The sequence below is a fragment of the Anabaenopsis sp. NIES-4685 genome (assembly GCF_059725405.1).
In genome coordinates this window covers 2,212,789-2,239,354 of the sequence record NZ_AP043602.1, presented here as the reverse complement: position 1 = coordinate 2,239,354, position 26,566 = coordinate 2,212,789, and the positions used below count along the sequence as shown (strand labels likewise).

At 42.4% G+C, this 26,566-nt stretch carries 26 protein-coding genes, 1 tRNA gene and 3 pseudogenes; 16 read left to right on the top strand and 14 right to left on the bottom strand.

What is annotated here, in order from left to right:
- Positions 1-33 precede the first annotated feature (33 nt).
- Positions 34-1,119, top strand: a complete 1,086-nt coding sequence (locus tag AC6IZ0_RS09960; RefSeq protein ID WP_497725944.1) for a DUF1176 domain-containing protein — start codon at positions 34-36, stop codon at positions 1,117-1,119.
- Here AC6IZ0_RS09960 and crtH read toward each other — a convergent pair.
- A complete protein-coding gene (crtH, locus tag AC6IZ0_RS09955; RefSeq protein WP_497725943.1) occupies positions 1,102-2,619 on the bottom strand; it encodes a carotenoid isomerase in 1,518 nt (505 codons plus the stop codon). The genes AC6IZ0_RS09960 and crtH overlap by 18 nt on opposite strands.
- Before the next feature lie 295 nt (positions 2,620-2,914).
- Between crtH and upp the strand changes: the two are divergent.
- From upp to AC6IZ0_RS09940, 3 genes and pseudogenes are all read left to right on the top strand, one after another.
- Positions 2,915-3,564: pseudogene (gene upp / locus AC6IZ0_RS09950) on the top strand (uracil phosphoribosyltransferase).
- 40 nt (positions 3,565-3,604) lie between these two features.
- Complete coding sequence (locus AC6IZ0_RS09945; protein WP_271732801.1) at positions 3,605-3,955, top strand: ssl2009 family thylakoid membrane protein; 351 nt, start codon at positions 3,605-3,607, stop codon at positions 3,953-3,955.
- Positions 3,956-4,072: 117 nt separating this feature from the next.
- Positions 4,073-4,351, top strand: a complete 279-nt coding sequence (locus tag AC6IZ0_RS09940) for a YggT family protein (protein ID WP_271732804.1) — start codon at positions 4,073-4,075, stop codon at positions 4,349-4,351.
- Positions 4,352-4,546: 195 nt separating this feature from the next.
- On the opposite strand, the gene AC6IZ0_RS09935 is transcribed toward AC6IZ0_RS09940, so the two are convergent.
- Positions 4,547-4,975 carry a biotin carboxylase gene (locus AC6IZ0_RS09935; protein WP_497725942.1) on the bottom strand — a complete coding sequence of 143 codons (429 nt, stop codon included), beginning with the start codon at positions 4,973-4,975 and terminating at the stop codon, positions 4,547-4,549.
- Positions 4,976-5,116: 141 nt separating this feature from the next.
- Here AC6IZ0_RS09935 and AC6IZ0_RS09930 point away from each other — a divergent pair, with 141 nt between their 5' ends.
- Complete coding sequence (locus AC6IZ0_RS09930) at positions 5,117-5,728, top strand: hypothetical protein (protein WP_497725941.1); 612 nt, start codon at positions 5,117-5,119, stop codon at positions 5,726-5,728.
- Between the two features lie 2 nt (positions 5,729-5,730).
- Here AC6IZ0_RS09930 and AC6IZ0_RS09925 read toward each other — a convergent pair whose 3' ends face one another.
- Positions 5,731-6,609, bottom strand: coding sequence for a shikimate dehydrogenase (locus tag AC6IZ0_RS09925; protein ID WP_497725940.1), 879 nt, complete (start codon positions 6,607-6,609; stop codon positions 5,731-5,733).
- 71 nt (positions 6,610-6,680) lie between these two features.
- On the opposite strand from AC6IZ0_RS09925, the gene AC6IZ0_RS09920 reads away from it, so the two are divergent.
- Complete coding sequence (locus tag AC6IZ0_RS09920) at positions 6,681-7,619, top strand: alpha/beta fold hydrolase (protein WP_271732811.1); 939 nt, start codon at positions 6,681-6,683, stop codon at positions 7,617-7,619.
- Between the two features lie 443 nt (positions 7,620-8,062).
- On the opposite strand, the gene trxA is transcribed toward AC6IZ0_RS09920, so the two are convergent.
- The 4 genes from trxA to AC6IZ0_RS09900 form a co-directional block, all read right to left on the bottom strand.
- Positions 8,063-8,392: a thioredoxin gene (gene trxA / locus AC6IZ0_RS09915; protein ID WP_497725939.1), complete on the bottom strand. Its 330-nt coding sequence runs from the start codon at positions 8,390-8,392 to the stop codon at positions 8,063-8,065.
- Between the two features lie 249 nt (positions 8,393-8,641).
- Positions 8,642-10,189 (bottom strand): mercuric reductase, encoded by a 1,548-nt coding sequence (locus tag AC6IZ0_RS09910; RefSeq protein ID WP_497725938.1) that lies wholly within the window; start codon positions 10,187-10,189, stop codon positions 8,642-8,644.
- A 31-nt stretch (positions 10,190-10,220) separates the two neighbouring features.
- The gene (locus AC6IZ0_RS09905) at positions 10,221-10,967 is read right to left on the bottom strand and encodes a TVP38/TMEM64 family protein (protein ID WP_497725937.1); all 747 of its coding nucleotides are present in this window, start codon (positions 10,965-10,967) and stop codon (positions 10,221-10,223) included.
- Positions 10,968-11,096: 129 nt separating this feature from the next.
- Positions 11,097-11,170 (bottom strand) — tRNA-Arg (locus AC6IZ0_RS09900).
- Between the two features lie 474 nt (positions 11,171-11,644).
- On the opposite strand from AC6IZ0_RS09900, the gene AC6IZ0_RS09895 reads away from it, so the two are divergent.
- From AC6IZ0_RS09895 to cutA, 3 genes are all read left to right on the top strand, one after another.
- Positions 11,645-11,944, top strand: coding sequence for a hypothetical protein (locus AC6IZ0_RS09895; protein WP_497725936.1), 300 nt, complete (start codon positions 11,645-11,647; stop codon positions 11,942-11,944).
- A 165-nt stretch (positions 11,945-12,109) separates the two neighbouring features.
- Complete coding sequence (locus AC6IZ0_RS09890) at positions 12,110-13,102, top strand: transposase (protein ID WP_497726036.1); 993 nt, start codon at positions 12,110-12,112, stop codon at positions 13,100-13,102.
- A 5-nt stretch (positions 13,103-13,107) separates the two neighbouring features.
- On the top strand, positions 13,108-13,437 hold the full coding sequence (gene cutA, locus AC6IZ0_RS09885; protein ID WP_271732821.1) for a divalent-cation tolerance protein CutA: 330 nt from the start codon (positions 13,108-13,110) through the stop codon (positions 13,435-13,437).
- Positions 13,438-13,662: 225 nt separating this feature from the next.
- Here cutA and AC6IZ0_RS09880 read toward each other — a convergent pair whose 3' ends face one another.
- Both AC6IZ0_RS09880 and psbA read right to left on the bottom strand, forming a co-directional pair.
- A complete protein-coding gene (locus AC6IZ0_RS09880; RefSeq protein WP_271732822.1) occupies positions 13,663-14,610 on the bottom strand; it encodes an ADP-ribosylglycohydrolase family protein in 948 nt (315 codons plus the stop codon).
- A 492-nt stretch (positions 14,611-15,102) separates the two neighbouring features.
- A complete protein-coding gene (gene psbA / locus AC6IZ0_RS09875) occupies positions 15,103-16,185 on the bottom strand; it encodes a photosystem II q(b) protein (RefSeq protein WP_497725935.1) in 1,083 nt (360 codons plus the stop codon).
- Between the two features lie 1,048 nt (positions 16,186-17,233).
- Here psbA and AC6IZ0_RS09870 point away from each other — a divergent pair.
- Complete coding sequence (locus AC6IZ0_RS09870) at positions 17,234-17,356, top strand: DUF488 family protein (RefSeq protein WP_497726035.1); 123 nt, start codon at positions 17,234-17,236, stop codon at positions 17,354-17,356.
- A 321-nt stretch (positions 17,357-17,677) separates the two neighbouring features.
- Here AC6IZ0_RS09870 and AC6IZ0_RS09865 read toward each other — a convergent pair.
- The 3 genes and pseudogenes from AC6IZ0_RS09865 to AC6IZ0_RS09855 form a co-directional block, all read right to left on the bottom strand.
- A pseudogene (locus AC6IZ0_RS09865) lies at positions 17,678-17,923 on the bottom strand (hypothetical protein); the annotation flags it as partial.
- Positions 17,924-18,027: 104 nt separating this feature from the next.
- Positions 18,028-18,858: pseudogene (locus AC6IZ0_RS09860) on the bottom strand (Rpn family recombination-promoting nuclease/putative transposase).
- A 192-nt stretch (positions 18,859-19,050) separates the two neighbouring features.
- Complete coding sequence (locus tag AC6IZ0_RS09855; protein ID WP_497725934.1) at positions 19,051-19,209, bottom strand: hypothetical protein; 159 nt, start codon at positions 19,207-19,209, stop codon at positions 19,051-19,053.
- 110 nt (positions 19,210-19,319) lie between these two features.
- On the opposite strand from AC6IZ0_RS09855, the gene AC6IZ0_RS09850 reads away from it, so the two are divergent.
- From AC6IZ0_RS09850 to psaX, 3 genes are all read left to right on the top strand, one after another.
- Positions 19,320-20,882 (top strand): NAD(P)H-quinone oxidoreductase subunit N, encoded by a 1,563-nt coding sequence (locus AC6IZ0_RS09850; protein WP_497725933.1) that lies wholly within the window; start codon positions 19,320-19,322, stop codon positions 20,880-20,882.
- Between the two features lie 116 nt (positions 20,883-20,998).
- Positions 20,999-21,910, top strand: coding sequence for a lipoyl synthase (lipA, locus tag AC6IZ0_RS09845; RefSeq protein WP_497726034.1), 912 nt, complete (start codon positions 20,999-21,001; stop codon positions 21,908-21,910).
- An 84-nt stretch (positions 21,911-21,994) separates the two neighbouring features.
- Positions 21,995-22,129, top strand: coding sequence for a photosystem I protein PsaX (gene psaX / locus AC6IZ0_RS09840; protein ID WP_089090711.1), 135 nt, complete (start codon positions 21,995-21,997; stop codon positions 22,127-22,129).
- Between the two features lie 20 nt (positions 22,130-22,149).
- Here the strand turns inward: psaX and AC6IZ0_RS09835 are convergent, their stop codons facing one another.
- Positions 22,150-23,016, bottom strand: a complete 867-nt coding sequence (locus AC6IZ0_RS09835) for a branched-chain amino acid ABC transporter permease (RefSeq protein WP_271734640.1) — start codon at positions 23,014-23,016, stop codon at positions 22,150-22,152.
- A 95-nt stretch (positions 23,017-23,111) separates the two neighbouring features.
- Between AC6IZ0_RS09835 and larE the strand changes: the two genes are divergently transcribed.
- Positions 23,112-23,933, top strand: a complete 822-nt coding sequence (gene larE, locus AC6IZ0_RS09830) for an ATP-dependent sacrificial sulfur transferase LarE (protein WP_271734637.1) — start codon at positions 23,112-23,114, stop codon at positions 23,931-23,933.
- Here larE and AC6IZ0_RS09825 read toward each other — a convergent pair.
- On the bottom strand, positions 23,915-24,820 hold the full coding sequence (locus tag AC6IZ0_RS09825; RefSeq protein WP_271734636.1) for a DNA-methyltransferase: 906 nt from the start codon (positions 24,818-24,820) through the stop codon (positions 23,915-23,917). The genes larE and AC6IZ0_RS09825 overlap by 19 nt on opposite strands.
- A gap of 335 nt (positions 24,821-25,155) precedes the next feature.
- Between AC6IZ0_RS09825 and AC6IZ0_RS09820 the strand changes: the two genes are divergently transcribed.
- On the top strand, positions 25,156-25,710 hold the full coding sequence (locus AC6IZ0_RS09820) for a CAP domain-containing protein (RefSeq protein ID WP_497725932.1): 555 nt from the start codon (positions 25,156-25,158) through the stop codon (positions 25,708-25,710).
- An 88-nt stretch (positions 25,711-25,798) separates the two neighbouring features.
- Complete coding sequence (locus AC6IZ0_RS09815; protein ID WP_497725931.1) at positions 25,799-26,449, top strand: ribonuclease D; 651 nt, start codon at positions 25,799-25,801, stop codon at positions 26,447-26,449.
- Positions 26,450-26,566 lie beyond the last annotated feature (117 nt).

The window sequence follows — 26,566 nt, the reverse complement described above, 5'->3', positions numbered from 1 at the left end:
CTTGAATAGTCTCAAATACCAAGTATATATCCCATGGACACACCCCCGCTAATTGTCTTTGTAACTACCATGATTACCTGTGGTCTAATCTCCTGCGTGTCGCCAAAAACCGACACTACTAATAGTGTAAGTTCTCCAGAGTTGCAAACGGATAACTCATCTGTGATTACTAACAACAGTAAACCCAATTCAGAAACCATCCTGAATGAAGTTATTAACCGTCAGAAAAGTTTACAGGTTTGCAATTTTGAGTTTAAACCAGAAACAGCACGGGAATTCTCAGAAGTCTATATTGGGGAAAATCATCAGCACTTAGTACAGCTACTTTGTTATATGGCTGCTTATCAAGGTGCATTTGCTTTCGTGAAAGTAGATACATCCGGGACAGAAATCAAAATTCAGCCACTGGGGTTAGAAATAGCCGGATTTCCCACCTATGATCCTAAAACTAAGATTCTCTCCAATAGTTATAAGTACATTGGCGCTGGTACTTGTACTCAAGAAACTCAATATTATTGGAATGGGGAAGAACTCAGATTAATTAGTTCACAGAACATAGACCAAATTCCTAACGGTTGTCAGGACTTGGGAGTATTGACCCCTTCAGAAAGTCAGGTAATTACTAACAAGAATATTGGGGTTGCTAAATTGGGTATGACATTAGGGGAACTCAAGGAGATTTTAGGTGAGGGTGCAACATTTGAACCAGTTTCTCTGGGAGTTGATCAAGGGGAAGGAATTAAAGTCAGTCAAGATGCTAGGGTACAGTATCTGTTAGGTTTTGCTGATGGTAACTTGAAAACAGCTAACTCTCGAATTACCATGATTACGGTTGAAAACCCTAATTACAGAACAAAGGAAGGAGTAGGGCCGGGTACTCCACTCAAAGCAGCAGTTGCAGCCTACGGACCGGTGACCCTATCCTACAACTTGAATAATGAAGCACGAGAGTATATTAAATTTGCGCGGGGACTGGGTGCAGATGCGGGGGTAGTCATCAGGTCAAATCAGTGGACAATTACAGAATACGCTGGTATGTATACTGATACTCAAGCTGAATTCAACCAAACCCAAAACTACCATGACCATGCAGCTATTGGTTCAATTACCATTAGATAAACCTAAGTCTACAGCTATGCGATGAGCGCAAGCAAAACCAGAAAAGGCCACGGCGTTTAACCCTTGACCGGGAAAGGTACTGTCACCGACACAATAAAGTCCGGGAATGGCTGTACGATTAAATGGCATATTTAATAGTCCCGGTAATTTCCGCCGGGGAATTGGCCCATAAGTTCCATCCTCACGCCCTAAAAAGCGTTGATAGGTGCGGGGTGTACCTACTTCTAGATAATCTAAGCCAGCATCTAATCCAGGGAAAATCTTTTCTAGTCGGTCGATGATTTGCCAAGCTGCAGCTTCTTTTTTGGCCTCATACTCACTTGCAGACATTTCTCGCCAATCATCAATCGATTGGGGTGTGAAGGCATGGATAATATGATAGCCCTCTGGTGCCAATTTTGGATCTAGTAATGTGGGGATAGAAACGAAAAGTGTCCCTGCTGGTGCTGTCATTTTCTCCCAGTCTTCCAGAATTATATGATGGCATTCTGTGCTATGAGACAATACTGCTGCGGCTACTCCTATATGTAAACTCAAAAAGCTGGGGGATTTTTTATAGGTTTGTTGCCATTTTTTTTCATTAGCCGGTATTTTCCCTACAGGTAGTAATTTAGTAAAAGTATCCCAACGTGTGGCATTAGAAACTATCCGTCGAGCATGATAAACTTGACCACTAGCCAATTGCACACCAACGGCTTTTCCTTGTTCTAGGAGAATTTTTGTAACTCTGGCTTGGTAATTAATCTGACCTCCGGCTTTTTCTAAACCTTCTACCAATTTTTGGGCAATTTGTCCTACCCCACCTTGGGGATAGTTAACCCCTCCATAGTGTCTATCAGCAAATACCATCGCCGCATTTATCATCGGGGTCATGTCAGCTTTGACTACAGACCAGCAATAACACTCTATGTCAATAAATTGCAATAATTGCGGATCTTTAATATGGCGTCGCGCCACATCTCCTACATTTTGAGGGAGATATTTAACTAAACTAAGACAGGCCAAAGGATGCTGCAAAAATGTCCGCAGCAAATACCGAGGTTCTTCTAATGACAGCAAATCTATGGTATTGAGACAGTTAAATACTTTCCAGCACTCGTCATAAAAGCGACGAATACCTATTTCTTCATGGGGAAAATAAGCAATAAGATGTTGCAAAAAATTATCATAAGTTCGCTCGACTTTGATGTCTAAGCTGGGTAAGTGATAGTGAATCTGTACAGGATCAGTGATTGTTTCTTGACTGACGTTCACAGCGTCTAAAGCGCGGGTGAGTAAGTTGGTAGTACCTTTTTCGCCAAATCCGAAAATCATTGACGCCCCAACGTCAAATCGATAACCCTGGCGATCAAAGTAACCCGAACTACCCCCTGGAATCAAATAACTTTCTAGTACCAGCACTTGAGCGCCTTTGGCTGCTAACTGGGTTGCGGTTACTAAACCACCAATTCCAGAGCCAATGATGATCACATCCAATGTCGGATTTAGGGATGGAGACATAGGGGCAGATATGCAATAAAATTAACTAATTATTTAGTATTTTATATCACTTTTGATTCTTCGGGTATGGAAATAAAAAGAGGGACAGGCCCGCTACCGCTGGCTAATCCCGTCTGCCGATCCTTAAAGAGAGGAGAACACTAATTAGTAATATAACTTTGATTGAGAATATCTGTCAAGTATTATTGAAAATTACTTTCAATAAATTCGGCAGTGTTGATTTTAGCTGTCAGTGGGATACTTGAGGGAGTATGATGGTGTTTCAGATCAAGAAGAAAATTGCCCTATTCCGGCTATGACGGTACAACTGCGCGTTTATGTCCCCCCCATCCTCTGATTAAGCATTGGTTGGCGGTTGCTCGAGATGCTTCCACTCCTTCGGTGTTGTTTCGTAGTGCTATAGTTGAGTTGGGGAGATGGTTAACTTACGAAGCGGCTAGAGAGTGGTTACCGACCCTGGAAACTGTGGTGCACAGTCCTTTAGATTCGTCTCCAGCTACTTTGATTAACCCAGAAGTCCCCGTGGCGGTTGTGCCGATTCTCCGGGCGGGTCTAGGTTTACTTGAAGGTGCTCAATCTCTGTTACCTTTGGCTTCGGTTTATCATTTAGGTTTGGTTCGTAATGAGGAAACTCTCGAACCGGTCTGTTATTTGAATAAGTTACCTGAAAAATTTCACCCGGAAACTAGGGTATTAATCACAGACCCAATGTTGGCGACGGGTGGGTCAATTATGTTTGCTATGTCGGAATTAGTACAACGTGGGGTTGACCCAAGTTTGACTAGAATCGTTTCTGTAGTAGCCGCACCGCCAGCTTTACAAAAGCTTAGTGCTGAATATCCTGGTTTAAATATTTATACTGCCACCATTGATGAGATAGTCAATGACCGGGGGTATATTGTACCGGGGTTAGGGGATGCAGGCGATCGCATCTTTGGCACATAAGCTAGTATGCAGCTAGGGAAGTTCTTGAAGGCGGTAATATATGAGTCAACGTGATGGTTTTGGTAGTGGTTTTGTAGCAGGGACAATTTTTGGTAGTATAGTTGGTGGTATTATTGGGGCTGTGATTGTTTCCCGACAAACTGAGGAATTGACAGCAGAATCAGCAGAACTGACTAATGGCCAACTCAAAACTAAAAAAGTATCGCCAAAACAACGCCAAATGTTCGTCTCAGATGATGAAGCTATGGAAATGGAAACAGCCAGGCGATCGCTAGAAGATAAAATTGCCCAGCTAAATGCCACAATTGACGAGGTAAGACAGCAGTTAGGAAATGTCAATGGCGGTTCCACCCAGTCAGTCAATGACCGCTCCCTCACCCCAGATTCTTAAAGTGATTGATATTTGGCTATAGTAGTTAATGCGGCAAACCGCACACTTCATGACATGGACTCAAGTAAAATCAATAATAAGACGGTTTTTGACACTTAGCAGGAAAATAACTTATCCATGAACTTACTTTTTACTACTTTGGCAACCTTTGTCAGCTTCTATAGCTACTTGCTAATTATCCGAGTGCTTTTAACTTGGTTCCCCACAATCAACTGGTACAATCAGCCTTTTGCGGCTTTAGCCCAAATCAGCGATCCTTACCTGAATCTTTTCCGCTCAATTATTCCTCCATTGGGCGGTATGGATTTCTCCCCTATCTTAGCCTTCTTAGCACTGAGTTTTATTGGTGGCTTACTAAGAAACCTAACCGCCCTTTCATTTGCACAGCCTTTTTAGCAAAAATACCAACTAAATATAGCAATCCTAAATGATTCATGAACAATTTCTGTTCCCTGTTCCCTGTTCCCTGTTCCCTTTCCTCACTCATAATTTCTCAAGTCAAATAGGATGACTATATAACCCTTTGTAGAGACGCTCCTTTCCAATCGTCTCTACATTGCTTTTTGGGCGATTATTATTAATTCTTAATAATTATTGCCGAACTTGTCTGCTAAATCCAGAGGCTTTAAACTGTCTGAGCTGCAAGGGTTCCGGTTGATTCGCGGCTACAGAAATCCTGATGGCAAAATCACTAATACCCGGCGGAACTTCGGGGATAGAACCCAGACGAGTGCGGTTCTGCATGACTGGGTTATTGTTGGCATCATAAATGCGTCCAAATATATCTGCATCATATACTGTTTTATAAGTAGCGTTTTCTGCCTTACCAGTGACAATAAAGCAATTAGCTGCCGCACTACCACTGCTGATTACCGATCCTGCTGCCAATTCTGCCGGACAGTCTTGATAAGATATATCAAATAGTTTCACCTGTGTTAGAGCTATAGCTGGAGGTGTAAATACCCACAATTGCAAGAGAGTCAGGAAAGATATAACAATGACATTAATTCGTGTTCTCATATTTAAGTTTGGTGTCATCGAACTTAACTAAAATTTGTACCGCAGCCGGCAATTTTGTCTAGATTAACTTAGCTGAACTTAATGAGTTGGAGACAGAAAAGGTAATAATTGGGTAAATAAACCCACAGTTGCTATCAACTTATGACTCCAGATGAGATTGAAACAGCCTTGCAAGCAGCTTTTAACAGTTGTGATACAGCTGGTTGTCCTCTCACTGATATGCAGAAGCAGATATTACTGCGAGTGGTGGAGGAAATTCCGGGAGACCCTAACTTGAAGATATCAGATATGGGTAACCCCTTAGATGAACTTTCTACAGAAGAATTGACAGCTTTTTTACGGTTTGTTAAGAACCAAGAACAGGAAAACTGTAGTTGGAAGGTACAATTACTCAATGATTGGCTAAATGATCATAATTCGGGAAATGTCCAATTTATTCGCCAACGCTACGGTTTAGGTTGGCTCAATCGTGTCCAATCATATCATTTTAATAAGTATTCTGAGGCTGGGGATACACTCAAGTTGAGAGTAGGCGATCGCATTGAAATTGCCAATGGATTATGGGAATGGGTCAAGGACGATGGTCCGTGTCAGCGTCAATGGTTTTCCTGTATTGTCCTCCAAATCGATGAAATTGATGATTCTGAGGGTTCATCTATTACTTGTGTAGTTCGCCTCTACAATGGTGCTGAGTACCAAATTCCAGGTATATATACATGGAATCGCCATAATTGGCGCTGGCCAGAAAAATAACTCTATCTAACGAGGTAATTTTGCACTGCTTGGCGCATCACATCCACAGGTACAGTATCCCGCTGTAACCAGATTTTTAATGCTGCTACGCCTTGTTGGACAAGCATTTCTAAACCATCAATGACAATTGCGCCCTGTTTTTGCGCTTGTTGTAGAAATTGTGTAGGCTGAGGAATATATATTAAATCGTAAGCGATCGCACCCGGTGATAAATTTTGCAGATCTTCTTGACTCACAGGTGACTGATTCACGTGGGGATACATACCCACAGGGGTAGTATTTACTAGCAAATTAGCTTCAGGAATTAGCTTTCCTAGGTCTTCCCAGAGATGAATTTGCAATTTTGCTGCTAGGGGTGAATTTCCCCAACTTTTGCCGAACTCAGCTAATTTGTGCATATTCCGCCCCACCACATGAATTTGCGCCAACCCTAGCTGCTGACAACCAGCTACAACCGCCCTAGCTGCTCCACCATGGCCTAAAATGACCGCTGTTTTCTGGCTCCAGTCTTGCTGATAGGTTGTCTGTAAAGGAGCAATAAAACCTTCTATGTCCGTGTTTGTACCTACCCACCCCTGATTTTGACGGCTAACGGTATTGACTGCGCCTATAACTTGGGCAATGGGGGAAATTTCTGATAATAAAGGCATAATTGCCTGTTTGTGAGGGATGGTAACGCTAAAACCCACAACATCCATAGCAGCCAAACCCGCTATGGCTAACTCTAAATTTTCTGGTTTCATTGGTAAAGGCAGATAAATATAATCTAGTCCTAATTCAGCGATCGCCGCATTATGCAGCACTGGTGATAAGGAATGTTCTACCGGATACCCAATTACCCCTAGAAGTTGAGTTTTACCTGTAATTACTACTTTATTCATTGGTCATTAGTCACCAGACTGGTGGGGAATACAATTAAATTATTAACAGCTACTTAATATTTCCTTATATCATGCAACTAACCACAGCTTCCTCTACAAATCCCATTCCTGGTCAATATTGGCAGTGGCGGGGTCATAATATATACTACGTCCACAGGGGAGAAAAACAACCCCAACGTCCACCCTTGCTGTTAGTCCATGGTTTTGGCGCATCCACAGATCACTGGCGCAAGAATATCACAGGACTGTATCTAGATTTTGAAGTATTTGCCATTGATCTGTTAGGGTTTGGGCGTTCAGCAAAACCGAAACTCCAGTACAGCGGTGATTTATGGCGCGACCAACTGGCTGATTTTATCAGTGAAGTTATTGGTCAGAAGACCATACTAGCAGGTAACTCCCTGGGGGGGTATGCTTGTTTGTGTGTAGCAGCACAATGTCCTGATCTTGCGGCCGGTTTAGTCTTACTCAACAGTGCTGGACCGTTTAGCGAAAACCCTTCTATTTCTGAACCTGAAGCATTACAATCACAAATTCAACCCCCTAAACAACCTTCTGGGTTACAAAAACTCTTAGGTGATTCCGTGAAGTGGACTTTTAAACAACGTTTCGCCCAGTTGCTGTTATTTGAATATGTACGACAACGTTGGGTAATTCGCCGCACCTTAAAAAAAGTTTATCTTGACCACAGTGCAGTCACAGACCAATTAGTAACAGAAATTGCCCGACCTGCTTATGATCCCGGTGCTTTAGATGTATTTGTTTCCGTTTTTAGCACCCCCCAAGGGGAAAAAGTTGATGTGCTGTTAAAACAGTTAACTTGTTCCCTGTTATTATTGTGGGGAGAAGCTGACCCCTGGATGAATGCCAGAGAACGTTCCCAGAAGTTTCGTCAATACTATCCCCAACTAACAGAACATTTTCTGAATGCAGGTCATTGTCCCCATGACGAAGTACCAGAACAGGTCAACCAGCTTTTACGGGATTGGGTGGAATTGAAAAAAGATTAGAACAACGAAAAGCGGTTAAAAATCTAATCCTTAGATTTTTAACCGGTATTTCTGGGTTTACAGGTTTCCAATTCTTGAAGTTAATTATTTGAGAGGTAAAAATAAGGTTTACAGAGCATCTAGCAATATCAGCAATATGATCTAGCTACAAGAGCAACATCATGTTTATCGGCACTTGCTTTTGATTTGCTGATATTCACTTGGGTCTATGACGGGGGGACACACAGTCATTTACCCTGGTTTCTTGTTTATATTGCGTCCTCATGTTGAAAATACCACTAACTTGATGATATTCAAACCTAAATTTACGAAACTTGATATTTTGTTCTGGTTAATCATCAATCATCCTCACTCCCACAACTGAGATGAGGTTTACACAGAGATCACAAATTTAAAATCCACACACACAACCGACTCACGCCAGTGTTACCAACCTGAAATTATCATGTTTGAATGTGCTGCTCTAAAGTTTCAATTAAGGTAGGTTTTAGTACCGCACCCACAACTATATCAACTTGTCTTCCCCCCTTAAATACCATTAGCGTGGGAATAGTACGAATACCGTAATGACTAGCAACGGTGGGATTTTGATCAGTGTTTAACTTCGCCACTTTTATCAGTCCCGCGTATTCCCCAGCAATCGCATCTACAACCGGAGACACCATCCGACAAGGACCACACCAAGGAGCCCAAAAGTCCACTAAGACTGGAATTTCACTTTCCAGTACTTCTTTTTTAAATGTGGCTTCTGTGACATTGATAATGGATGACATAATTGCCTCCTGATTAATTCATTGATTTGATTTTGTCGAATAAAGAAAATATAGGGCATTTAAAAAAATGATGCAATTACAAAAATATTATAAATAACTCAAGATGTTAAAATATAGTATTACCAGTGCTCGTGAGGTACAAAGTTTTTCACTTTTAGGGAATAGGGAATAGGGAATTGGTGTGTACTTCATGAGCCTGAAAAAGGCTATATGGCTATTTTATCAATGGGCGATAGTGCCACCACAGAATTAGGAAAATCTTGTTAGCCATCGTAAGAATTGTTTTGATGTTGGTGTCAATAATGTACGGCGATAAGTATCTGCCGCTTTTTTAATAGCCTCTGCTTGAGTTGGGTAGGGATGAATTACATTAGACAGACCATTTAAACCAATTTTATTGACCATGGCTGTGGTTACTTCACTGATGGTTTCTCCAGCATGACGAGAAACAATTGTTGCTCCTAAAATTCTATCAGAACCCCTCTGGTGATGAATTTTAACAAAACCATCCTCTTCACCATCTGCGATCGCCCGGTCTACACTACTAAAAGGAATCTTAATAGTATTAATCTTCATACCTTGTTCTTGAGCCTCCTGTTCATACATTCCCACATGAGCAATTTCTGGGTCAGTATAAGTTACCCAAGGGATGACTAAATTACTAAGTTTGTATCTTCCTAAACCAAAAGGTGAAAACAAAGTATTTTTAATCACAATTCGAGCCGCCGCATCAGCTGCGTGAGTAAACTTCCACTTCATACAGATATCACCAGCAGCATAAATTTTGGGGTTAGTGGTTTGTAAATAGTCATTAACCTTCACTCCCTGGCGGTGATTGTATTCCACTCCCACTGCTTCTAAATTTAAACCTTCAACATTAGGAACGCGTCCTGTAGCAACTAAAATCTCATCCACTGTGATTGACATCGGCGAGCCGTTGCTGAGAAAATATATCACTTTTCCCTCAATACTCTTCTCAATATGATCTATTTGGCTATTTAAAAGCAAGTGTATTTTTTCTTGGATAAAACAGTTTTGCAGAATTTCTGCCGCTTCGGGATCTTCCCTGTTTAAGATGTGGGAACCCTGATGAAATAAGCTCACTTGAGATCCTAGACGCTGGAAAGCCTGAGCCAATTCACAACCAATCGGTCCACCGCCAATCACAGCCAAGCGTTTGGGGAGTTCAGTTAGTGAAAATACCGTTTCATTAGTGAGAAAACCAGCCGCTTCCAGTCCCTTAATTGGGGGTCGCATAGCTCTAGCACCTGTAGCAATCACAGCTTTTTTAAAGCGGATTTTTTGGCTATCAACCTCAATAATATTATCACTGGCAAAACGACCGGTTCCCAAGAAAACATCAACCCCAAGGTTGCGAAAGCGAGTCGCAGAATCATGATGACTGATACCTGCTCTCACCTTTCGCATCCTTTCCATAACTTGAGGAAAATCAACTTTGATGTCTTCAGGGGTATTAATACCAAAACCTTGCGCCCCGGAAATTTCACCAATTACACGAGAAGACCGGATCATACATTTTGAGGGAATACAACCAAAATTTAAACAGTCTCCCCCCATCAAATGCTTTTCAATTAAAGCGACTTTTAATCCCAAGTCTAGACCTACAGATCCTGCTGCTACAACTAATCCAGCCGTACCAGCACCAATTACAACCAAGTCGTAACAATCAACAGGTTGAGGATTGACCCAATGGGGCGGATGAACGTAAGAAACTAGTTTCTGATTATGCTCATCCGTGGGTAGGATAGTTACTTTTGGCAATGGTAAATTTGACATTATTTACTCCTCGCTTACCACATCAAGACTGTTAATGTAAAACTTCATTTTCTAAAGCCTTGCGAGCAACTTTAGTAATATATACTGTCACAGTAACCGTGGCTATGAAGCCAAGAATCCGAATTAACCACTGTAAACCGGGGTTATCAGGTTGAGATGCGGTACCAATCGCGGCCAGATTACCAGCCAAGGAACCGACGTAAACATACATAATTGTTCCGGGAATCATACCCATAGATCCGAGAATGTAATCTTTGAGGGTAACTCCGGTAACACCATAGGCGTAGTTCAGAAGATTGAAGGGGAATACAGGAGAGAGTCGGGTCAACAAAACAATTTTCAATCCTTCTCTACCAACAGCCTCGTCAACAGCCCGGAATTTTTGATTACCTGCTATTTTTTTAGCCACCCAACCCCTGGCTGAATAACGTCCAACTAAAAAAGCGGCTGTGGCTCCTATAGTTGCACCAATGAAGACGTAGATCGAACCCATAACCAGACCAAACACAACACCAGCACCAAGAGTCAGGATTGACCCTGGCAAGAAGGCGACCGTGGCAATAATATAAAGTAGGATAAATGCTAATGCTCCCACAGCACCAATACCATCTATCCACTGTAAAGCATTTCGCAAGAACATTTGGGGATCGAAGCCAGCAGCATTTTGGGCAGATTCCTCCCCCCAAGCGGGTTCAGCCACAAGTACGGCAGTAAGGCCAAATAATATGAGTATCAAAAAAACAATACTATAAGGCTTTTCCAAGTTTTTATTGATCATTTTCAAAACCCAGTCGTTTGACTTCAGCCCAACGGTACTAAAGACACGATTTCTGCTTGCTTGAGCCGCAGCAATATCGGGATTTGTTGTGTATCCACATTCATGAGTAGAATGTATTGCCTAAATGAACAGGCGCGGCAGGACTCGAACCTGCGACAGTCCGCTTAGAAGGCGGATACTCTATCCAACTGAGTTACGCGCCCAAGCTAGCATAGTAGCTTCTTAAGAAATCACTTTCGTGATTGTATCATCATCTAGTACCAAAAAGCAAATGAAAATTGTGGATGCCAAAAAAAACGCTTTGATCTCGCCAGAAACCCCAAGCATGCGGTGGAGAAGGGTTGACAATCACAGATGTGGAAATTTTCTTTGGTTCAGCAGATCAAATACAGTGGGCTTATAGCCACAGACAGAGCAAGCCCTACTGACTCCTACTTCATTGGTGAAAAGATTTTTGAAGTCTTGGCTTACTTGGGTGTCAGTGTTTTATGCTGGAAGGATTGGCGTCGCCTGCAAATACTCACTCAATATTGGGGATCCACTTGCCACTAGTATATTTTCTTATTTCTTGGGAGGGCTAATTTTCCGTTACACAGAAATAATTATAGACCAAAAACCAGATGTGTCGATTATTGATGTGTTGTTTTATCCTGACTTATATTTCCCTTGACGTAAGGATGATTTTAGGTTGGGCTTCCCAAGGTATAAATTTAGAAAAATTGCAGTTGCTCATTGTCTTAGCCATTGCAAGGTTTGCTACCTTGTTAGTAGTATGGTGGATTTCTATGGAACAGACAGCACCCTTAAAGCCTCTAGTTGGTAGCTTCAATTGGTTTGAGGTACTCGACGATGTGGTTTTATTAATTATTATTGCCCCAGGGAAGGCTAATGGCCTTTTTGACCGGAAAATCCGCCAAATATTGGAGAATGGTTGCACAGGACGCTTTTTGGATCTACATTGCAGATATATGGTTTAAGTATGCTCAAGGGTCAAACTATCAAAGTGGAGAGATACTAGAAATGTTTTGGATATTTAGTGGAGTGTTATGTCCTATGGGCTTTGTCCTACAAGATAACCCATCCTTTAGCCGAACTCCGCAGGAGCGCGGTCGCAAACGAGCTTAGAAAATTTGGTGTCTACCGTGAGAAAATTAACAGAGCCTGACAAACGAGAAATTCTCAAGTTATATCGAGAAAGTGCCGAAACAACATCAACTTTGGCGGAACGTTATGGTGTAAGTAACTCGACAATTAGTCGCCTACTCAAAAGCACCTTACCCGAAGATGAATATGAATATCTGGTTTCTCTCAAACGTGCAACCAGGACTCCTGAAGGTCGGGCGCAGGTAAGTTACACCCAGTTACCTTTCTTAACTCAACCAGAGCCGGAGCCAGATCTGCCCAGCCAGGAAAAAGCCATCCCTCGCTTGAGATTACCAGATATCTCCCCGCAAAAACCGGTGATCGAAGAACACCAACCGCAGGAAGAGGAGGATCTCAGCCCCTCTATAAGACGAGTCCGTCGGCGTTCTTCGGCAGAAGAGAAACCAAAGTTACGTACAGCAAAGCGATTAGAAATAGTCGAACCCCAGCCCGCTGAACTGGCCGGTATTCCTGCTCCCCTCTTAAAGGAAGAACATCCTCAAGCAAGTGTTATTTCCCACATGCTAGTCGAGGATTTGCTAGATGAGTCAGAGGATTTGTCAGATTTAGAGGATGATTTAGACGAGGACGACTACGAGGACGACTACGAGGAGGAGGAGGAATATCTAGAGGATTCAATGCCTTTAGTTACAAGACGAAGGGTGAATGAGCTAGCGGTGCAAGTCTTGCCATTTTCCGCAGCACAGTTGCCGAAAAGTTGTTATTTGGTAATTGATAGATGCTCGGAGTTAATTACCCGACCACTGAAGGATTTCGGCGACTTGGGACAAATTCCTAACTTAGAAACCTTGCAAAGAACTTTGCCAGTATTTGATAACCATCGAGTCGCAAAGCGCTTCTCTACCAAGCGCGATCGCGTAATTAAAGTTCCCGATAGTAAAGTACTACATAAGGCTAGTACTCATCTTCAAGCCAAGGGGATTACGCGACTGTTGATTGATGGTCAGGTGTACTCTCTGTCTATGGTCTAAAATTTATGGAGATACCTGCTCATTATGGTGTAGTACTGGTGACAACTGCCAACAAGCAGGAGGCAGAAACAATTGCTAATGCCCTTGTAGAAGCTCAACTGGCTGCCTGTGTCAGTCTGTTGCCAATCCATTCTATTTACTCTTGGGAAGGAGAAATATACAAAGAGTACGAGTGGCAGTTGCTGATTAAAACTGATTTGGCCCTATTTTCCAGTTTGGAAGCCAAAATTCGGGAACTCCACTCTTACGAAGTCTCAGAAATCATAGCTTTACCTATTGTTGCCGGTTCGCAAGCCTACTTGCAATGGATTTCTCAACAGCTTAAATCCTACTAGCAGCTCACCCGTAAATTGCCCAAAAGTACCGCGGCAACTTGGCTTTAGGCGTGGAGAGTGTGAACGTAATACTGCTGTAAATATCCACCATAAAACTAGCGGTGATGCTAGGAATTAATCTTAGCCGAATCAGTGGAGGTTGTTTAAGTCAGCCTGAGAAAGTTCGTTTATGGACTCTTCGGAAATCCCCGGTTTATAAAACCGGGGTTGAAAAATACAAAAAATCTAAATCTGAGTATCGATAGCTTTGGCAAAGCGCTCTGCCAAGTTAATAATGTCCTGTTTGCGGGCGATTTTATTGATCCATTCCTGGGGAATATTTTCCAGTCCGTAGTATATCCCTGCTAACCCCCCAGTCACAGCGGCAGTAGTGTCTGTATCTTTACCCAAGTTGACAGCTGTCAGTACGGCTTCGGCGTAAGAGGAGGTATTTAGCAAACACCACAGGGATGATTCCAGGGTGTCAATTACGTAGCCTCCAGAATTAATCTCTTCAACTGGTATCTGGGCTATTTCACCACTGAATATTCTGCGAAAATGAGGTTTCTCTAAAATGTATTCACGGTCGGAATACAGTGATTGGATTTTTGCTAATCCTTGTAAATAAGCTGTTTCCGGTTTAGCCCCTTCTAGTAACGCTACGGCAATACTAACATAAATACCGCAGGACATTTGCGATCGCAGATGACCATGGGTAATGGCAGAGACATCATGGACTCTAGCAATCAATTCGGGGAAAGTTAGGTGACGATAACAATAAGCCATGGGTAAAATTCTCATCAAAGAACCATTACCATTGCTATGTTCTAGCCTCCCTCCTGCTTGGTGAGGTACAACACCCTGCTTCAGGCGCATAATTGCTTCATGGGTAGTCATACCAATATCAAACAATTCACCGCGAGCAGTCCAATAAGCTTGTTTATACCAGCGCCAAAAGGAATTAGCTATAGTATCTAAGGAATAACCCCGACACAGGCTTTCTGCCAAGCAAAATGTTAAAGAACTATCATCTGACCAGGTTCCGGGTGGTTGCTCCCATGTACCATAGCCTAACATCGTTGTCACTGGAGATTTAATTCTTTCGGCACGGCTAGTAAACTCCACAGGTACACCCAACGCATCACCGACACATAAACCCATCAAACCAGACAACGTTTTTGCAGCGGTTAGCATGATTCACTCTCCATGAAAACTATCAAAACTTAACTTTTTGACACTCCCCGCTAACTGCAAAGTGGTGTAGCGGGAGATTCCTGCTTCATCCCCACTTAACTAGATGAGTGTTACCACTAACCCGCGTCAGTAGGAGTCAGCAAGCATTTTCTCACACCCTCTGCCCAACGGCATTAACACCACCATTTATGACTACCAAAGGAAGCAGCAACATCTCGATTTGTTGTGTACTCACGCTCAGGACAAGAATATATTCTCACATTTCCTTTTTATTTTCCGTCTGTGCACCACAATTAAGGCATATGGTGCGATTCGTTCTCTCGATCAGGAGCATTTATGCTCAGGGATGAGAGGGATGTACATGGCGAGGATTACCGGGTGATTTCCACCTTGGCAAACAGTTACATTACCAAACCAAAAGCGCCCATCCGGTAGGAAGAGCGCTTTAATCAAGCAGAGACAGTATTATTTAAATTTCTGAACCTGAATCTCTTAGCCGTTGATTGCAGGAGCAGTCAAAGCAACAGGAGCAACTTCACCAGCAGCCAAGTCTAAGGGGAAGTTGTGAGCGTTACGCTCGTGCATTACTTCCATACCCAGGTTAGCGCGGTTGATCACATCAGCCCAGGTAGCGATGACGCGACCTTGAGAGTCAATTACTGATTGGTTGAAGTTGAAACCGTTCAAGTTGAACGCCATGGTGCTTACACCCAAAGCGGTGAACCAGATACCGATTACAGGCCAAGCAGCTAAGAAGAAGTGTAGTGAACGGCTGTTGTTGAAGGAAGCGTATTGGAAGATTAAGCGACCGAAGTAACCGTGAGCAGCTACGATGTTGTAGGTTTCTTCTTCTTGACCGAACTTGTAACCGTAGTTTTGAGATTCGGTTTCGGTTGTTTCACGTACTAAGGAGGAGGTTACCAAGGAACCGTGCATTGCAGAGAACAAGGAACCACCGAATACACCAGCTACACCCAACATATGGAAGGGGTGCATCAAGATGTTGTGTTCTGCTTGGAACACGATCATGAAGTTGAAGGTTCCTGAGATACCTAAAGGCATACCATCAGAGAATGAACCTTGACCGATGGGGTAGATGAGGAATACTGCGGTAGCTGCTGCTACGGGTGCTGAGAAGGCTACACAGATCCAAGGACGCATTCCCAAGCGGTAGGATAGTTCCCACTCACGTCCTAAGTAGCAAGCTACGCCAATCAGGAAGTGGAAAATTACCAATTGGTAAGGACCACCGTTGTACAACCACTCATCTAAGGATGCTGCTTCCCAAATGGGGTAGAAGTGTAAGCCGATGGCGTTGGAGGAGGGAACAACAGCACCAGAGATGATGTTGTTTCCGTAGATTAAGGAGCCAGCTACTGGTTCGCGGATCCCATCGATGTCTACAGGAGGAGCAGCGATGAAGGCGATAATAAAGCAGGTGGTAGCAGCTAGGAGGGTGGGGATCATGAGGACTCCGAACCAACCGATGTAAATGCGGTTTTCGGTGCTGGTGATCCATTCGCAGAAGCGATCCCATACGTTGGCGCTTTGGCGCTGTTGTAAGGTTGTGGTCATTTGTTTATGATTGCGGTTATGTATGTATGAATGAGACAGGTTTGTTTTCTGTCTATGACACTACTTTACAATTGTTTACAAATGTTTGGCAAGGGGTATTTTTTTAATAAAAATTATGCTTGATGTAAGTTTTACTTATCATTAGCTCAATTCTGGAGGAGTTTCTCAAAGAGGCGATCGCGGTTCACTTATTTAATCTCCTGCCTACTAAAAACTAATGTTCCCTTCAGCTTAATTTCTTGTGCTTTGTGGCATTGGCGAATTACATCCTTATCCGCAGAAACTTTAGAGGAGAATTGTATTATTGCAGAATCACTACCCTCCGTAGCCTAGGGTAGAAAACCCTGCTTAATCCAGTGGAAGATTAAACCACAAAATAAATTCGTTATACTTGCAGTATCTTAGAAGATTGCTGCTATATTGTTTATAATCACAAAATGTGTCATTTATAGCATTTCCAATGCTCGTGAGGTACAATTTTTTTTAGTTTGAGGGAACACCGGAACAGGGAATTGGTGTGTACTTCATGAGCCTGAAAAAGGCTATATAGTTTAGATAGATTTTAAAATTTGGAGATAAATAAATGAAAGCATATAATTGTTACAACAGATACATATTTACTTTTGGATATGGCAACCGTAAAAATTACGATGAAATTTTAAAATACATAGAAGATTGTAATGTTGAATATGTAGTTGATATCAGAAGAGTCCCACGAGCTTGGAGTCGTCGCTGGTACGGATAAAAACTTAGTACCTTGTGTGAGTCAAGCAATATTAAATATATATATCTAAAACAAATTTGGGTAACACATCAGGTGATAAAAATTGGATACCTGAGAGGATGTTTGATAAGTTTTATAAGGTGATTTTAGACACTTCTTGATCCCCCCTAACCCCCCTTCTCAAGGGGGGAACTAGAGTCAAAGTCCCCCTTCTCAAGGGGGATTTAGGGGGATCTAAAAATATTTGATACACTAATCATGACTTGACAAACAACCTCTGAGAATTTAGAAGCGGCAGAAAAATAATTAAATGAAGTTGCAGAAATTGTAAAAGAGGCAAATGTTTTATTATTATGCGCTGAAAAAGATTCAAGCCGTTGTCATAGAACGGAAGTAGCTAATTATCTGAACAAGTTAACAGCTATTCCCGTTAAACATTTAGATTAAGCTTCTCCAGTTTAGAAAACCGGGGATTTCCGAAGAGTCCATAAACGAACTTTCTTAGGCTGACTTAATGACTTAAACAGCCTTTACTGATTCCGCTAAGATCAATTCCTAGCATCATCGATACTTTTCTTAAAATATTAGCAGCAATTCTCATATGTTTACCTCTAGTTTCGGAACTCGCCGGTTTTCTAGTTCTAATAGATTTGTGTTTTTGTCCGGGGTTTAAACGCAAAGGTCGCTAAGTACGCGCAAAGGTTCGCAAAGGTGTTTGTTGACAATATTTTAAAGCGCAACTATTATCAACAAGGTCTAAGAGCTATGAACCTTAACTTGTGTCACTGGTAAACGATACAAGCGATACAACCTTACCCAATAGTCTAACATTCGTAGTGGTAGGGGTGGTGTGGATTCTAAGGTTTGAAATTCTAAATGTAAAATCCTGCCTTGCAGTTCTAAAAAGGTGACATAATCGGCGCGGATGGGTTCTATGCTTAATTCGGTTTTGAGAATTGTGACATCCCCTTGCGGTGTCCCTAATACCCAACTGGCGAACCTTTGGGGGTGTTTTTAGAGATTGTCAAAGGACATCGGTAATATATGGCTATTTGATTAACCATGAGAATACATCAGCGATGATACCCCAAAATACGGGTTATTCTGGGGTTGAGTTTCTACTTATTACCTAACCAGGACTGCAAATCTAACAAACTGGTAAAGTCTAATAAAGCCTCACCCAGATTTTCTAATTCTGCCAATGATAAATTTGCTAATTGTGCGCCTATATCTGGGGGTAATTCTCCCACCCTGCGTGTAAGTTGACGTATAAGTAAACGTCGTTCTCGTTGTTCCCCTATTTGTTTCCCTCGTTGTTCGCCTTCTTCGAGAATTTCTTGGTAAATTACTGACTCCCGCATCATACCCTCCCGAAATAGTCTTCTAATTAAATCCTTCTTAAATTTTAACCCGGCTAAAATTTGGGTGTAAGCCGAAATTTCAGGACGCTGAGTTGTCTCCAGTGCGTTAATCCGGGAGACAATTTCCGTCAGCAAGGTTTGGGGTTGGTTGGTCGCTGTTAATGGTGCTAGTGGTAACAATGCAGGGTCTTGGAGAAAGATTTCTGGGTTTTGTTCCCACATCCGAATTAGACGATATTCATGACGGGTAGTTTCCACGTTAAAGGCTGTAGTGATTTCGCCCTCATCCAGGGGAGGAAGCAGTAATACTACTACTTGTGTCACTGGTAAACGATACAAGCGATACAACCTTACCCAATAGTCTAACATTCGTAGTGGTAGGGGTGGTGTGGATTCTAAGGTTTGAAATTCTAAATGTAGAATCCTGCCTTGCAGTTGTAAAAAGGTGACATAATCGGCGCGGATGGGTTCTATGCTTAATTCGGTTTTGAGAATTGTGACATCCCCTTGCGGTGTACCTAATACCCAACTGGCGAACCTTTGGGGGTGTTTTTATGATAGTAGCTTGCAGAGATTGTCAAAGGACATCGGTAATATATGGCTGTTTGATTAACCATGAGGATACATCAGCGATGATACCCCAAAATACCGGTTATTCTGGGGTTGAGTTTCTACTTATGGGCTAACCAGGACTGCAAAAATTTAACGACTCAGACATTAGTTCTCCTTTCCTTGGATAAGTGTCTCACTACTTAGGGATTATTCAAGCAGCTTGTATTTTTAGTCTAAAGTCCAGTTATTCGGTAGGTGTAATATGTATAGTAGGGGAATAAATTCGATATCTTCTCTACTCAAAACGCTATGGGATTCTTTTTGGGATTGAATGGGATGTTGTAACAATTTGTTACCTTCGGCATACTTGCCAACAATGGATGACACGGGAAGAATTTTTGAGAAAACCTTACAGAAATATCGAAAATATCCAGCCGTAACAATAGAATAAACTCAGATGCTTCCTTAATGTCTAATCGTCAAAACCTATATATCTCATGGATTTTTCTAATCTGACATCCCAGTTAAATGCTGGAACGATTTTGCCAGAGGGGATTGTAATTGTCACCCTCTTAGGGGTTTTGATTGTTGATTTGATTTTGGGACGTAGCTCCTCACGCTGGATTGGATATGTGGCGATCGCCGGTTTAGTGGTTGCGGTTGGCGCTCTCTATCTTCAATGGGATGCTACTAATCCCATTTCCTTTACCGGGAGCTTTATTGGTGATGACCTGAGTATTGTTTTTCGCGGTATTATTGCTTTGTCTGCTGCGGTAACTATATTGATGTCAATTCGCTACATTGAGCAAAGTGGTACTGCTTTAGCAGAATTCATCGCTATTTTGCTCACTGCTACCGTGGGAGGGATGTTTTTATCCGGTGCTAGTGAGTTGGTGATGATTTTCATCTCACTGGAAACCCTCAGTATTTCTTCATACTTACTCACAGGTTATACCAAGCGTGATCCCCGCTCTAACGAAGCTGCGCTGAAATACCTGTTGATTGGAGCCTCCAGTACGGCAATATTTTTATACGGTGTTTCCCTGCTGTATGGTCTATCAGGTGGACAAACAGAATTAGGGGCGATTTCTAATGGTATTGCTGCTGCTAATGGTGGTCAGTCTTTAGGTTTGGTAATTGCCCTGATTTTCGTGATTGCCGGTATCGGCTTTAAGATCTCCGCCGCACCCTTTCACCAGTGGACCCCAGACGTTTACGAAGGCGCTCCCACCCCGGTGATTGCTTTTTTATCGGTGGGTTCCAAAGCCGCTGGGTTTGCCCTGGCCATTCGCTTGCTGACAACAGTCTTCCCCCTAGTTGCGGAGGAATGGAGATTTATTTTCACTGCCCTTGCAGTCCTAAGTATGGTATTGGGTAACATAGTCGCCCTGGCCCAAACTAGCATGAAGCGGATGTTAGCTTATTCATCCATTGCTCAAGCTGGATTTGTGATGATTGGCATGATTGCGGGAACTGAAGCGGGATACGCCAGCATGGTATTTTACCTCATGGTGTATTTGTTCATGAACCTGTGCGGTTTTACCTGCGTGATTCTCTTCTCCCTACGCACAGGAACAGACCAAATTGCCGAATACTCTGGATTGTATCAAAAAGACCCACTGCTTACACTCGGTTTGAGTATATCTCTACTTTCCTTGGGTGGGATTCCGCCATTAGCAGGGTTTTTTGGCAAGATTTACCTGTTCTGGGCTGGTTGGCAAGCTGGACTTTACTGGTTAGTTTTACTGGGCTTAGTTACTAGTGTTGTCTCCATCTATTACTACATTCGCGTGGTAAAAATGATGGTAGTCAAGGAACCCCAGGAAATGTCAGAGGTAGTCAAAAATTATCCAGCAGTACAGTGGAACTTGCCAGGGTTTAGACCTTTGCAAGTGGGACTAATAGTAACTTTAATTGCGACTTCCATCGCGGGTATTTTGTCCAATCCACTATTTACACTGGCTAACAATTCTATCTCTAATACTGCAATGCTACAAGCAACAGCGGTGGAGAAAAACCAGGTAAGTATAATCTCAACACCAGAACTAGAAGAGTTGTAGATTGGATGTTGCAACTTTAGGGGGTGCCAGAAACTAGCACCCCTGCTGAATTATGTTAAATTTGTGTCAAAGCCATCATTAGGGCCACAGTACTTTTGGATATTGCTTAAATGTCTATGACTACGCCACAACCAGCACCCCAACCCCTCCCCACCGGGAGCCTAACTATGCCTAGCTGGTTACGCCGCTCTATTGGCAGGGCTAGTGAGCTTTCTACTGTACAACGGATTATTAAGCAACGCCAAATTCATACAATTTGTGAAGAGGGACGATGCCCCAACCGAGGAGAATGCTATGTTCAAAAAACTGCCACTTTCTTACTATTAGGCCCAGTTTGTACACGCTCTTGTGCTTTTTGTCAAGTAGATAAGGGTCATGCCCCTATGCCTATTGACTTAGAGGAACCGCAAAAAGTAGCTGAAGCTGTGCAACTGTTGGGATTACGTTATGTGGTTCTGACTTCTGTAGCCCGTGATGATTTACCAGACCAGGGGGCGGGGCATTTTGTCAAGACAATAGATAATATTCGCCTGTTAAATCCAGAAACTCAAATCGAAGTGCTAACACCAGATTTTTGGGGCGGCGCTGGTGCGGGAGAATCAGGACAACGAGCAAGAATAGCCACAATTGTCACCGCTAAACCCGCTTGTTTTAATCACAATGTGGAGACGGTACGGCGGTTAACAGGTCCGGTGCGTCGGGGTGCTAAGTACGATCGCTCCCTGAATGTGTTGGCTATGGTGAAAGAAATTGATCCTACTATCCCCACTAAGTCCGGTTTAATGGTGGGACACGGTGAAACCAGGGAAGAAGTTATAGAAACTATGGCGGATTTAAGGGCGGTGGGATGCGATCGCCTCACCATCGGCCAATATATGCGCCCTTCCTTAGAACATTTGCCAGTGCAAAAATACTGGACACCAGAAGAATTTGATACACTATCAGGGGTAGCACGGCAAATGGGATTTAACCACGTCCGTTGTGGTCCTTTGGTGCGTAGCTCTTACCATGCTGGTGAGGAAGGTTGACACAAATATTTTTAAAGGATTTTGGTTTTTTGGTACGACTGTTTGGTATTTCTGAATAAAGTCAAAAAAGAAGGAGAACGACTGATGGCTAAAGTTCAAAATTCCCCCGTTCCAGCAACGGGCGCTAAACCCCCCTACACCTTCCGTGCTGCCTGGGCATTGCTGTTATTAGCTGTTAACTTCTTAGTTGCAGCTTATTATTTCCACATCATTGAATAATTAGAAGTGGACGGTGCTGCTTAAATCGTACCTTTAAATAAACCTTTGGGGCGAATGAGCAGCACCAAAATCATCATTAACAGTGCTATACCTTGTTTATACTGTGAACCGATCCACAAGCTACTCACTTCTTGAGCGATACCAATAATAAACGCGGCGGCGATCGCACCGTAGGGGTTACCAATACCGCCTAAAATTACGGAAGCGAATAAGGGCAAAATCAAAAACCAGCCCATATTGGGACGTACTGCTGTAATCAATCCGTACATACTGCCACCCAAAGAGGTGAATATCCCCGCAATAATCCAAGTCCACAGGATGACCTGCTCGACATTAATCCCAGAAACCCTAGCTAAGTCTAAATCATCAGCAACTGCACGCATGGCTTTACCAATTTTGGTATTTTGCAGCAGGTAGTGCAAGGCCAAAATTGCCACCACTGCTAACCCCAATACCAGCAATTGATTTTGGGGTATCCTGATGCCAAAAACATTCAAAGCAGTGGTAACGGGTAAATTGTAATTTTGGTTTTGACCGCCCCAGAAAAAGATAATACCATTGCGCAGGAATAAAGCCAGCCCAATGGAAATAATAATTAAGGTTGTGGAGGTAGCACGAATAGAGCGCATTCTTGCCCATAACAACTTTTCAGACAGTAGCATTGCTGCTACTGTTCCCGCGCTCGCCAGAATCATGGATAGCCAAATATTGATACCACTGGTATTGAGTAACAGGGTCAAATAGGCAGAGAGAGTGAGAAAATCACCGTGAGCAAAATTAGATAACCGTAAAATACCGTAGGTCAGGGTCAATCCCACTGCGGCCAGGGCGATAATGCTACCTACAGCTATACCATTAACAATTAGTTGAGCAATTTGTATATCCATAAGTTTGATGTTTTCGGTGGGTGTTCAACCCATATACACATCCGCTAGAATAGAATTAATTGGGTGCTATAGGGTTGAGAGTAGATTTCAAAATCATGTTGACAGAAAAGTTTGACCAGTTAAAAGTTTTATTTGGCGAAATGCAACAGGCTTTGATTGCCTACTCCGGAGGAATTGATAGCACTTTGGTGGCCAAGATTGCTTATGATGTATTGGGCGATCGCGCTTTGGCTGTCACAGCTGTTTCTCCTTCCCTGTTACCAGAAGAACTAGAAGATGCGAAAATTCAAGCCGCAACTATAGGGATTCCCCATAGAATAGTCCAAACTCATGAAATGGACAATCCCAATTACACTTCTAACCCTGTCAACCGTTGTTATTTTTGCAAAAGTGAATTGCATGATACCCTCAAACCCTTAGCTATGCAGTTAGGTTATCCCTATGTAGTAGATGGGGTGAATGCTGATGACTTACAGGACTATCGCCCAGGAATTCAAGCAGCAAAAGAAAGAGGTGCGCGATCGCCTTTAGCAGAGGTCGGTGTCAGCAAAGCCGAAGTCCGTCAACTTTCACAACAACTCGGTTTACCCTGGTGGGATAAACCCGCTCAACCTTGTCTAAGTTCTCGCTTTCCCTACGGTGAAGAGATTACCATAGCCAAGTTACAAAGAGTAGGTAGAGCAGAAATTTATCTGCGAAAACTGGGTTGGGAGAATTTGCGCGTGCGTTCTGAAGGTGATACCGCCAGAATTGAATTATTACCAGCAAATATCAAAGATTTTATCTTGACTACCAATTTACAGTCCCTAGTTGCTGCATTTCAGGAGTTGGGATTTATCTATGTCACTCTAGATTTAGAAGGTTATCGCAGTGGTAAGTTAAATCAAGGTCTCGCTCTTCAATCACTAAACCGATAACGACTCCCCATCACATAATCCTGATTAATTTCACAAGAAATCCATCGGCGTTCCCAACTTTCAGCCACAAACCCAGTGGTATTGGAACCTGCAAAGGGGTCTAACACCATATCACCCTCATCAGTTAAAAACTTGATGAAAAATTCAGCGAACTTGACAGGAAACCGCGCGGGGTGGGGTTTAATCCCTTCTGCTTTACAACGCCGTAAATAAGCGCTATTGGATTCAGTATTGGCAATTTCTAGCAAATTTGGCGGAATTGCGCCCTGATTATCCTTCTGAAACTTATCAGAAATATCATGACCACTGGGGCGCATTTTAGCTTTATAGCCATTTTTCAGTAGTTGTTTCATACTCTGACTATATGGCTTTAAAACTTTTCTGTTATCAGCCTTAGGATTTGGTGTTTTTGACAACCACCAAACTACATTTACCGAATCTTTCACACGAACTCGCCTGATTGTCACCCACTCCGCAGGGGTAGGTAATCGTGCAGGATTATAGTGATAGAATTCTTGGGCTAAAAAAAAGCCAACCTCTTTACACAGTCTCACCAGAAGTTCATATTGGTAGATACTGCGCACCGGATGACCACGCAGGTAAGCGCCCCCCAAATCTAAAATCAATGAGCCATCATTAGTTAGAACCCTTTTAAACTCCTGAGCGAAAGGTAAAAACCATTCAATATATTTTTCTGGGCTTTCGTTACCATATGCTTTTTGACGTGCGAGAGCAAATGGTGGTGAAGTGAGGATCAGATTAATACTATTCGGCTCCATGGATTTTACCAGATGGAGACTATCACCCAAATATGCTTTTCCCAACCTTTGGGAGTAATAAGGACTTAAACATATATCTTGTGGTGATTTGATTATTTCTTCTGACAAGAGCTTTCACAAGTTAAAAATTTATTTATATAGGTATTTTACTTGGTATCTACCATAAAGTTATCTGTACACCGCTAAGACCTCTAGATTTGTGTTCATCTGTGGACAAATTTTCTCAAGAACTAAAACATCCTCACCAAAATGCGTAGTGTTATAGAAGCGGTGGAAGATTGTCGGCATTTATTTATATTGTTCTAAATTATACATTAATTAAACTAAAGATTATTTGCCAAAATGCCGGAATTTAATTAATTTTCGAGATTATCCTGTTATATATTCCTAGAACCAGAAGTTAGATTATAGGTCTAGCAATTACACATATCAAGCAACTGTCCATGTTTAGACAACCTGCTTTTGGTATCGCTTTAAGTACGCTTGTCCTTGCGAGTGGATTAATGAATACCTCCATAACGTCTCACAGGTCTACAGAGTCAACTAATCGTAGTCAACCTTTGTTAATTCCTCCAAGTCAGGCTGCAATGTTAACTACTACTACTACTATTAAAACCAATGCACTAGAGAAATCAGTTTTTGAGAAAATTAACCAATATCGAGTCTCTCAGAATCTGCCAAAGTTGAGACTAAATACAGATATTAGCCAACAGGCGAGGATTCATAGCCAAAACATGGCTAATGGTAAAGTCCCGTTTAGCCATGAGGGATTTGAACAGCGTGTCACAGCCATTCCCCTAAAGTATAATAACGCCTCAGAGAATCTAGCCTTAAATAAAGGATATAGTAATCCAGTCGGCGAAGCCATTACCGGGTGGTTGAAAAGTCCGCGACACTTGCAGAATATTCATGGCGACTACGACCTCACGGGGATTGGTGTTGCTACCAACAAGGAAGGAGAAGTTTACCTAACTCAAATTTTTATTCGCAGTAGATAGATTGATTTACACCGATTTTGGCATCATAATTAATGTAGTGTCTGATAGTTTTTTTCTCAAAGACACTACATTTATATTTAGGTAGTTCATGACATTACAAGATTTTCAAATCAGTGATAGCCTACGTGGCGCGGCCATAGGTGACTTGACTGAGGCTGCTTTGGCTGAGTATTTAAAATCCGAGGCGATCGCTGTGGATACTGAAACCATGGGACTATTACCACAGCGCGATCGCCTCTGTCTAGTTCAGCTATGTAATCTTCAGGGACAAGTCACGGTAATTGGGATCACCAAAGGCCAAACCGAAGCCCCAAATTTAAAGACACTTTTGGAAGCGGTCAACGTGGTGAAAGTTTTCCACTTCGCCCGCTTTGATATTGCTGCTTTGCGTTATCATCTGGGGATTCGAGTTCAACCTGTGTTTTGTACCAAAATTGCCAGTAAGCTAGCTCGTACCTACACCAATCGTCATGGACTCAAAGATGTAGTTCAGGAATTAGAACAAATAGAATTAGATAAAAGCTCTCAGAGTTCCGATTGGGGTAACGCTGCCAATTTATCAGAGGCTCAACTCAACTATGCTGCTAATGATGTCCGCTACCTATTGAGTGTACAGCAAAAACTTACAGCGATGCTCAAACGGGAAGAACGTTGGGAAATTGCTCAAGAATGCTTTCAAGTTTTACCGACCCTTGTCACCTTAGATTTATTGCAATTTAAAGATTTATTTGAACATTGATTTACTTAATACTTGCTGCAATATTAAAGATTTTTTTCCAGATTTACAGGGTAATTTTGGCAGGGAGACACCATATTTAAACTATCTACACACTTAGCTCCCGGAATTTCTCAAAGA

Excerpts from the sequence above, each read along its gene's own strand:
- AC6IZ0_RS09960 (WP_497725944.1), top strand. The coding sequence starts at position 34 with ATGGACACACCCCCGCTAATTGTCTTTGTAACTACCATGATTACCTGT.
- crtH (WP_497725943.1), bottom strand. The coding sequence starts at position 2,619 with ATGTCTCCATCCCTAAATCCGACATTGGATGTGATCATCATTGGCTCT.
- AC6IZ0_RS09945 (WP_271732801.1), top strand. The coding sequence starts at position 3,605 with ATGAGTCAACGTGATGGTTTTGGTAGTGGTTTTGTAGCAGGGACAATT.
- AC6IZ0_RS09940 (WP_271732804.1), top strand. The coding sequence starts at position 4,073 with ATGAACTTACTTTTTACTACTTTGGCAACCTTTGTCAGCTTCTATAGC.
- AC6IZ0_RS09935 (WP_497725942.1), bottom strand. The coding sequence starts at position 4,975 with ATGAGAACACGAATTAATGTCATTGTTATATCTTTCCTGACTCTCTTG.
- AC6IZ0_RS09930 (WP_497725941.1), top strand. The coding sequence starts at position 5,117 with ATGACTCCAGATGAGATTGAAACAGCCTTGCAAGCAGCTTTTAACAGT.
- AC6IZ0_RS09925 (WP_497725940.1), bottom strand. The coding sequence starts at position 6,609 with ATGAATAAAGTAGTAATTACAGGTAAAACTCAACTTCTAGGGGTAATT.
- AC6IZ0_RS09920 (WP_271732811.1), top strand. The coding sequence starts at position 6,681 with ATGCAACTAACCACAGCTTCCTCTACAAATCCCATTCCTGGTCAATAT.
- trxA (WP_497725939.1), bottom strand. The coding sequence starts at position 8,392 with ATGTCATCCATTATCAATGTCACAGAAGCCACATTTAAAAAAGAAGTA.
- AC6IZ0_RS09910 (WP_497725938.1), bottom strand. The coding sequence starts at position 10,189 with ATGTCAAATTTACCATTGCCAAAAGTAACTATCCTACCCACGGATGAG.
- AC6IZ0_RS09905 (WP_497725937.1), bottom strand. The coding sequence starts at position 10,967 with ATGATCAATAAAAACTTGGAAAAGCCTTATAGTATTGTTTTTTTGATA.
- AC6IZ0_RS09895 (WP_497725936.1), top strand. The coding sequence starts at position 11,645 with ATGATTTTAGGTTGGGCTTCCCAAGGTATAAATTTAGAAAAATTGCAG.
- cutA (WP_271732821.1), top strand. The coding sequence starts at position 13,108 with ATGGAGATACCTGCTCATTATGGTGTAGTACTGGTGACAACTGCCAAC.
- AC6IZ0_RS09880 (WP_271732822.1), bottom strand. The coding sequence starts at position 14,610 with ATGCTAACCGCTGCAAAAACGTTGTCTGGTTTGATGGGTTTATGTGTC.
- psbA (WP_497725935.1), bottom strand. The coding sequence starts at position 16,185 with ATGACCACAACCTTACAACAGCGCCAAAGCGCCAACGTATGGGATCGC.
- AC6IZ0_RS09850 (WP_497725933.1), top strand. The coding sequence starts at position 19,320 with ATGGATTTTTCTAATCTGACATCCCAGTTAAATGCTGGAACGATTTTG.
- lipA (WP_497726034.1), top strand. The coding sequence starts at position 20,999 with ATGACTACGCCACAACCAGCACCCCAACCCCTCCCCACCGGGAGCCTA.
- psaX (WP_089090711.1), top strand. The coding sequence starts at position 21,995 with ATGGCTAAAGTTCAAAATTCCCCCGTTCCAGCAACGGGCGCTAAACCC.
- AC6IZ0_RS09835 (WP_271734640.1), bottom strand. The coding sequence starts at position 23,016 with ATGGATATACAAATTGCTCAACTAATTGTTAATGGTATAGCTGTAGGT.
- larE (WP_271734637.1), top strand. The coding sequence starts at position 23,112 with ATGTTGACAGAAAAGTTTGACCAGTTAAAAGTTTTATTTGGCGAAATG.
- AC6IZ0_RS09820 (WP_497725932.1), top strand. The coding sequence starts at position 25,156 with ATGTTTAGACAACCTGCTTTTGGTATCGCTTTAAGTACGCTTGTCCTT.
- AC6IZ0_RS09815 (WP_497725931.1), top strand. The coding sequence starts at position 25,799 with ATGACATTACAAGATTTTCAAATCAGTGATAGCCTACGTGGCGCGGCC.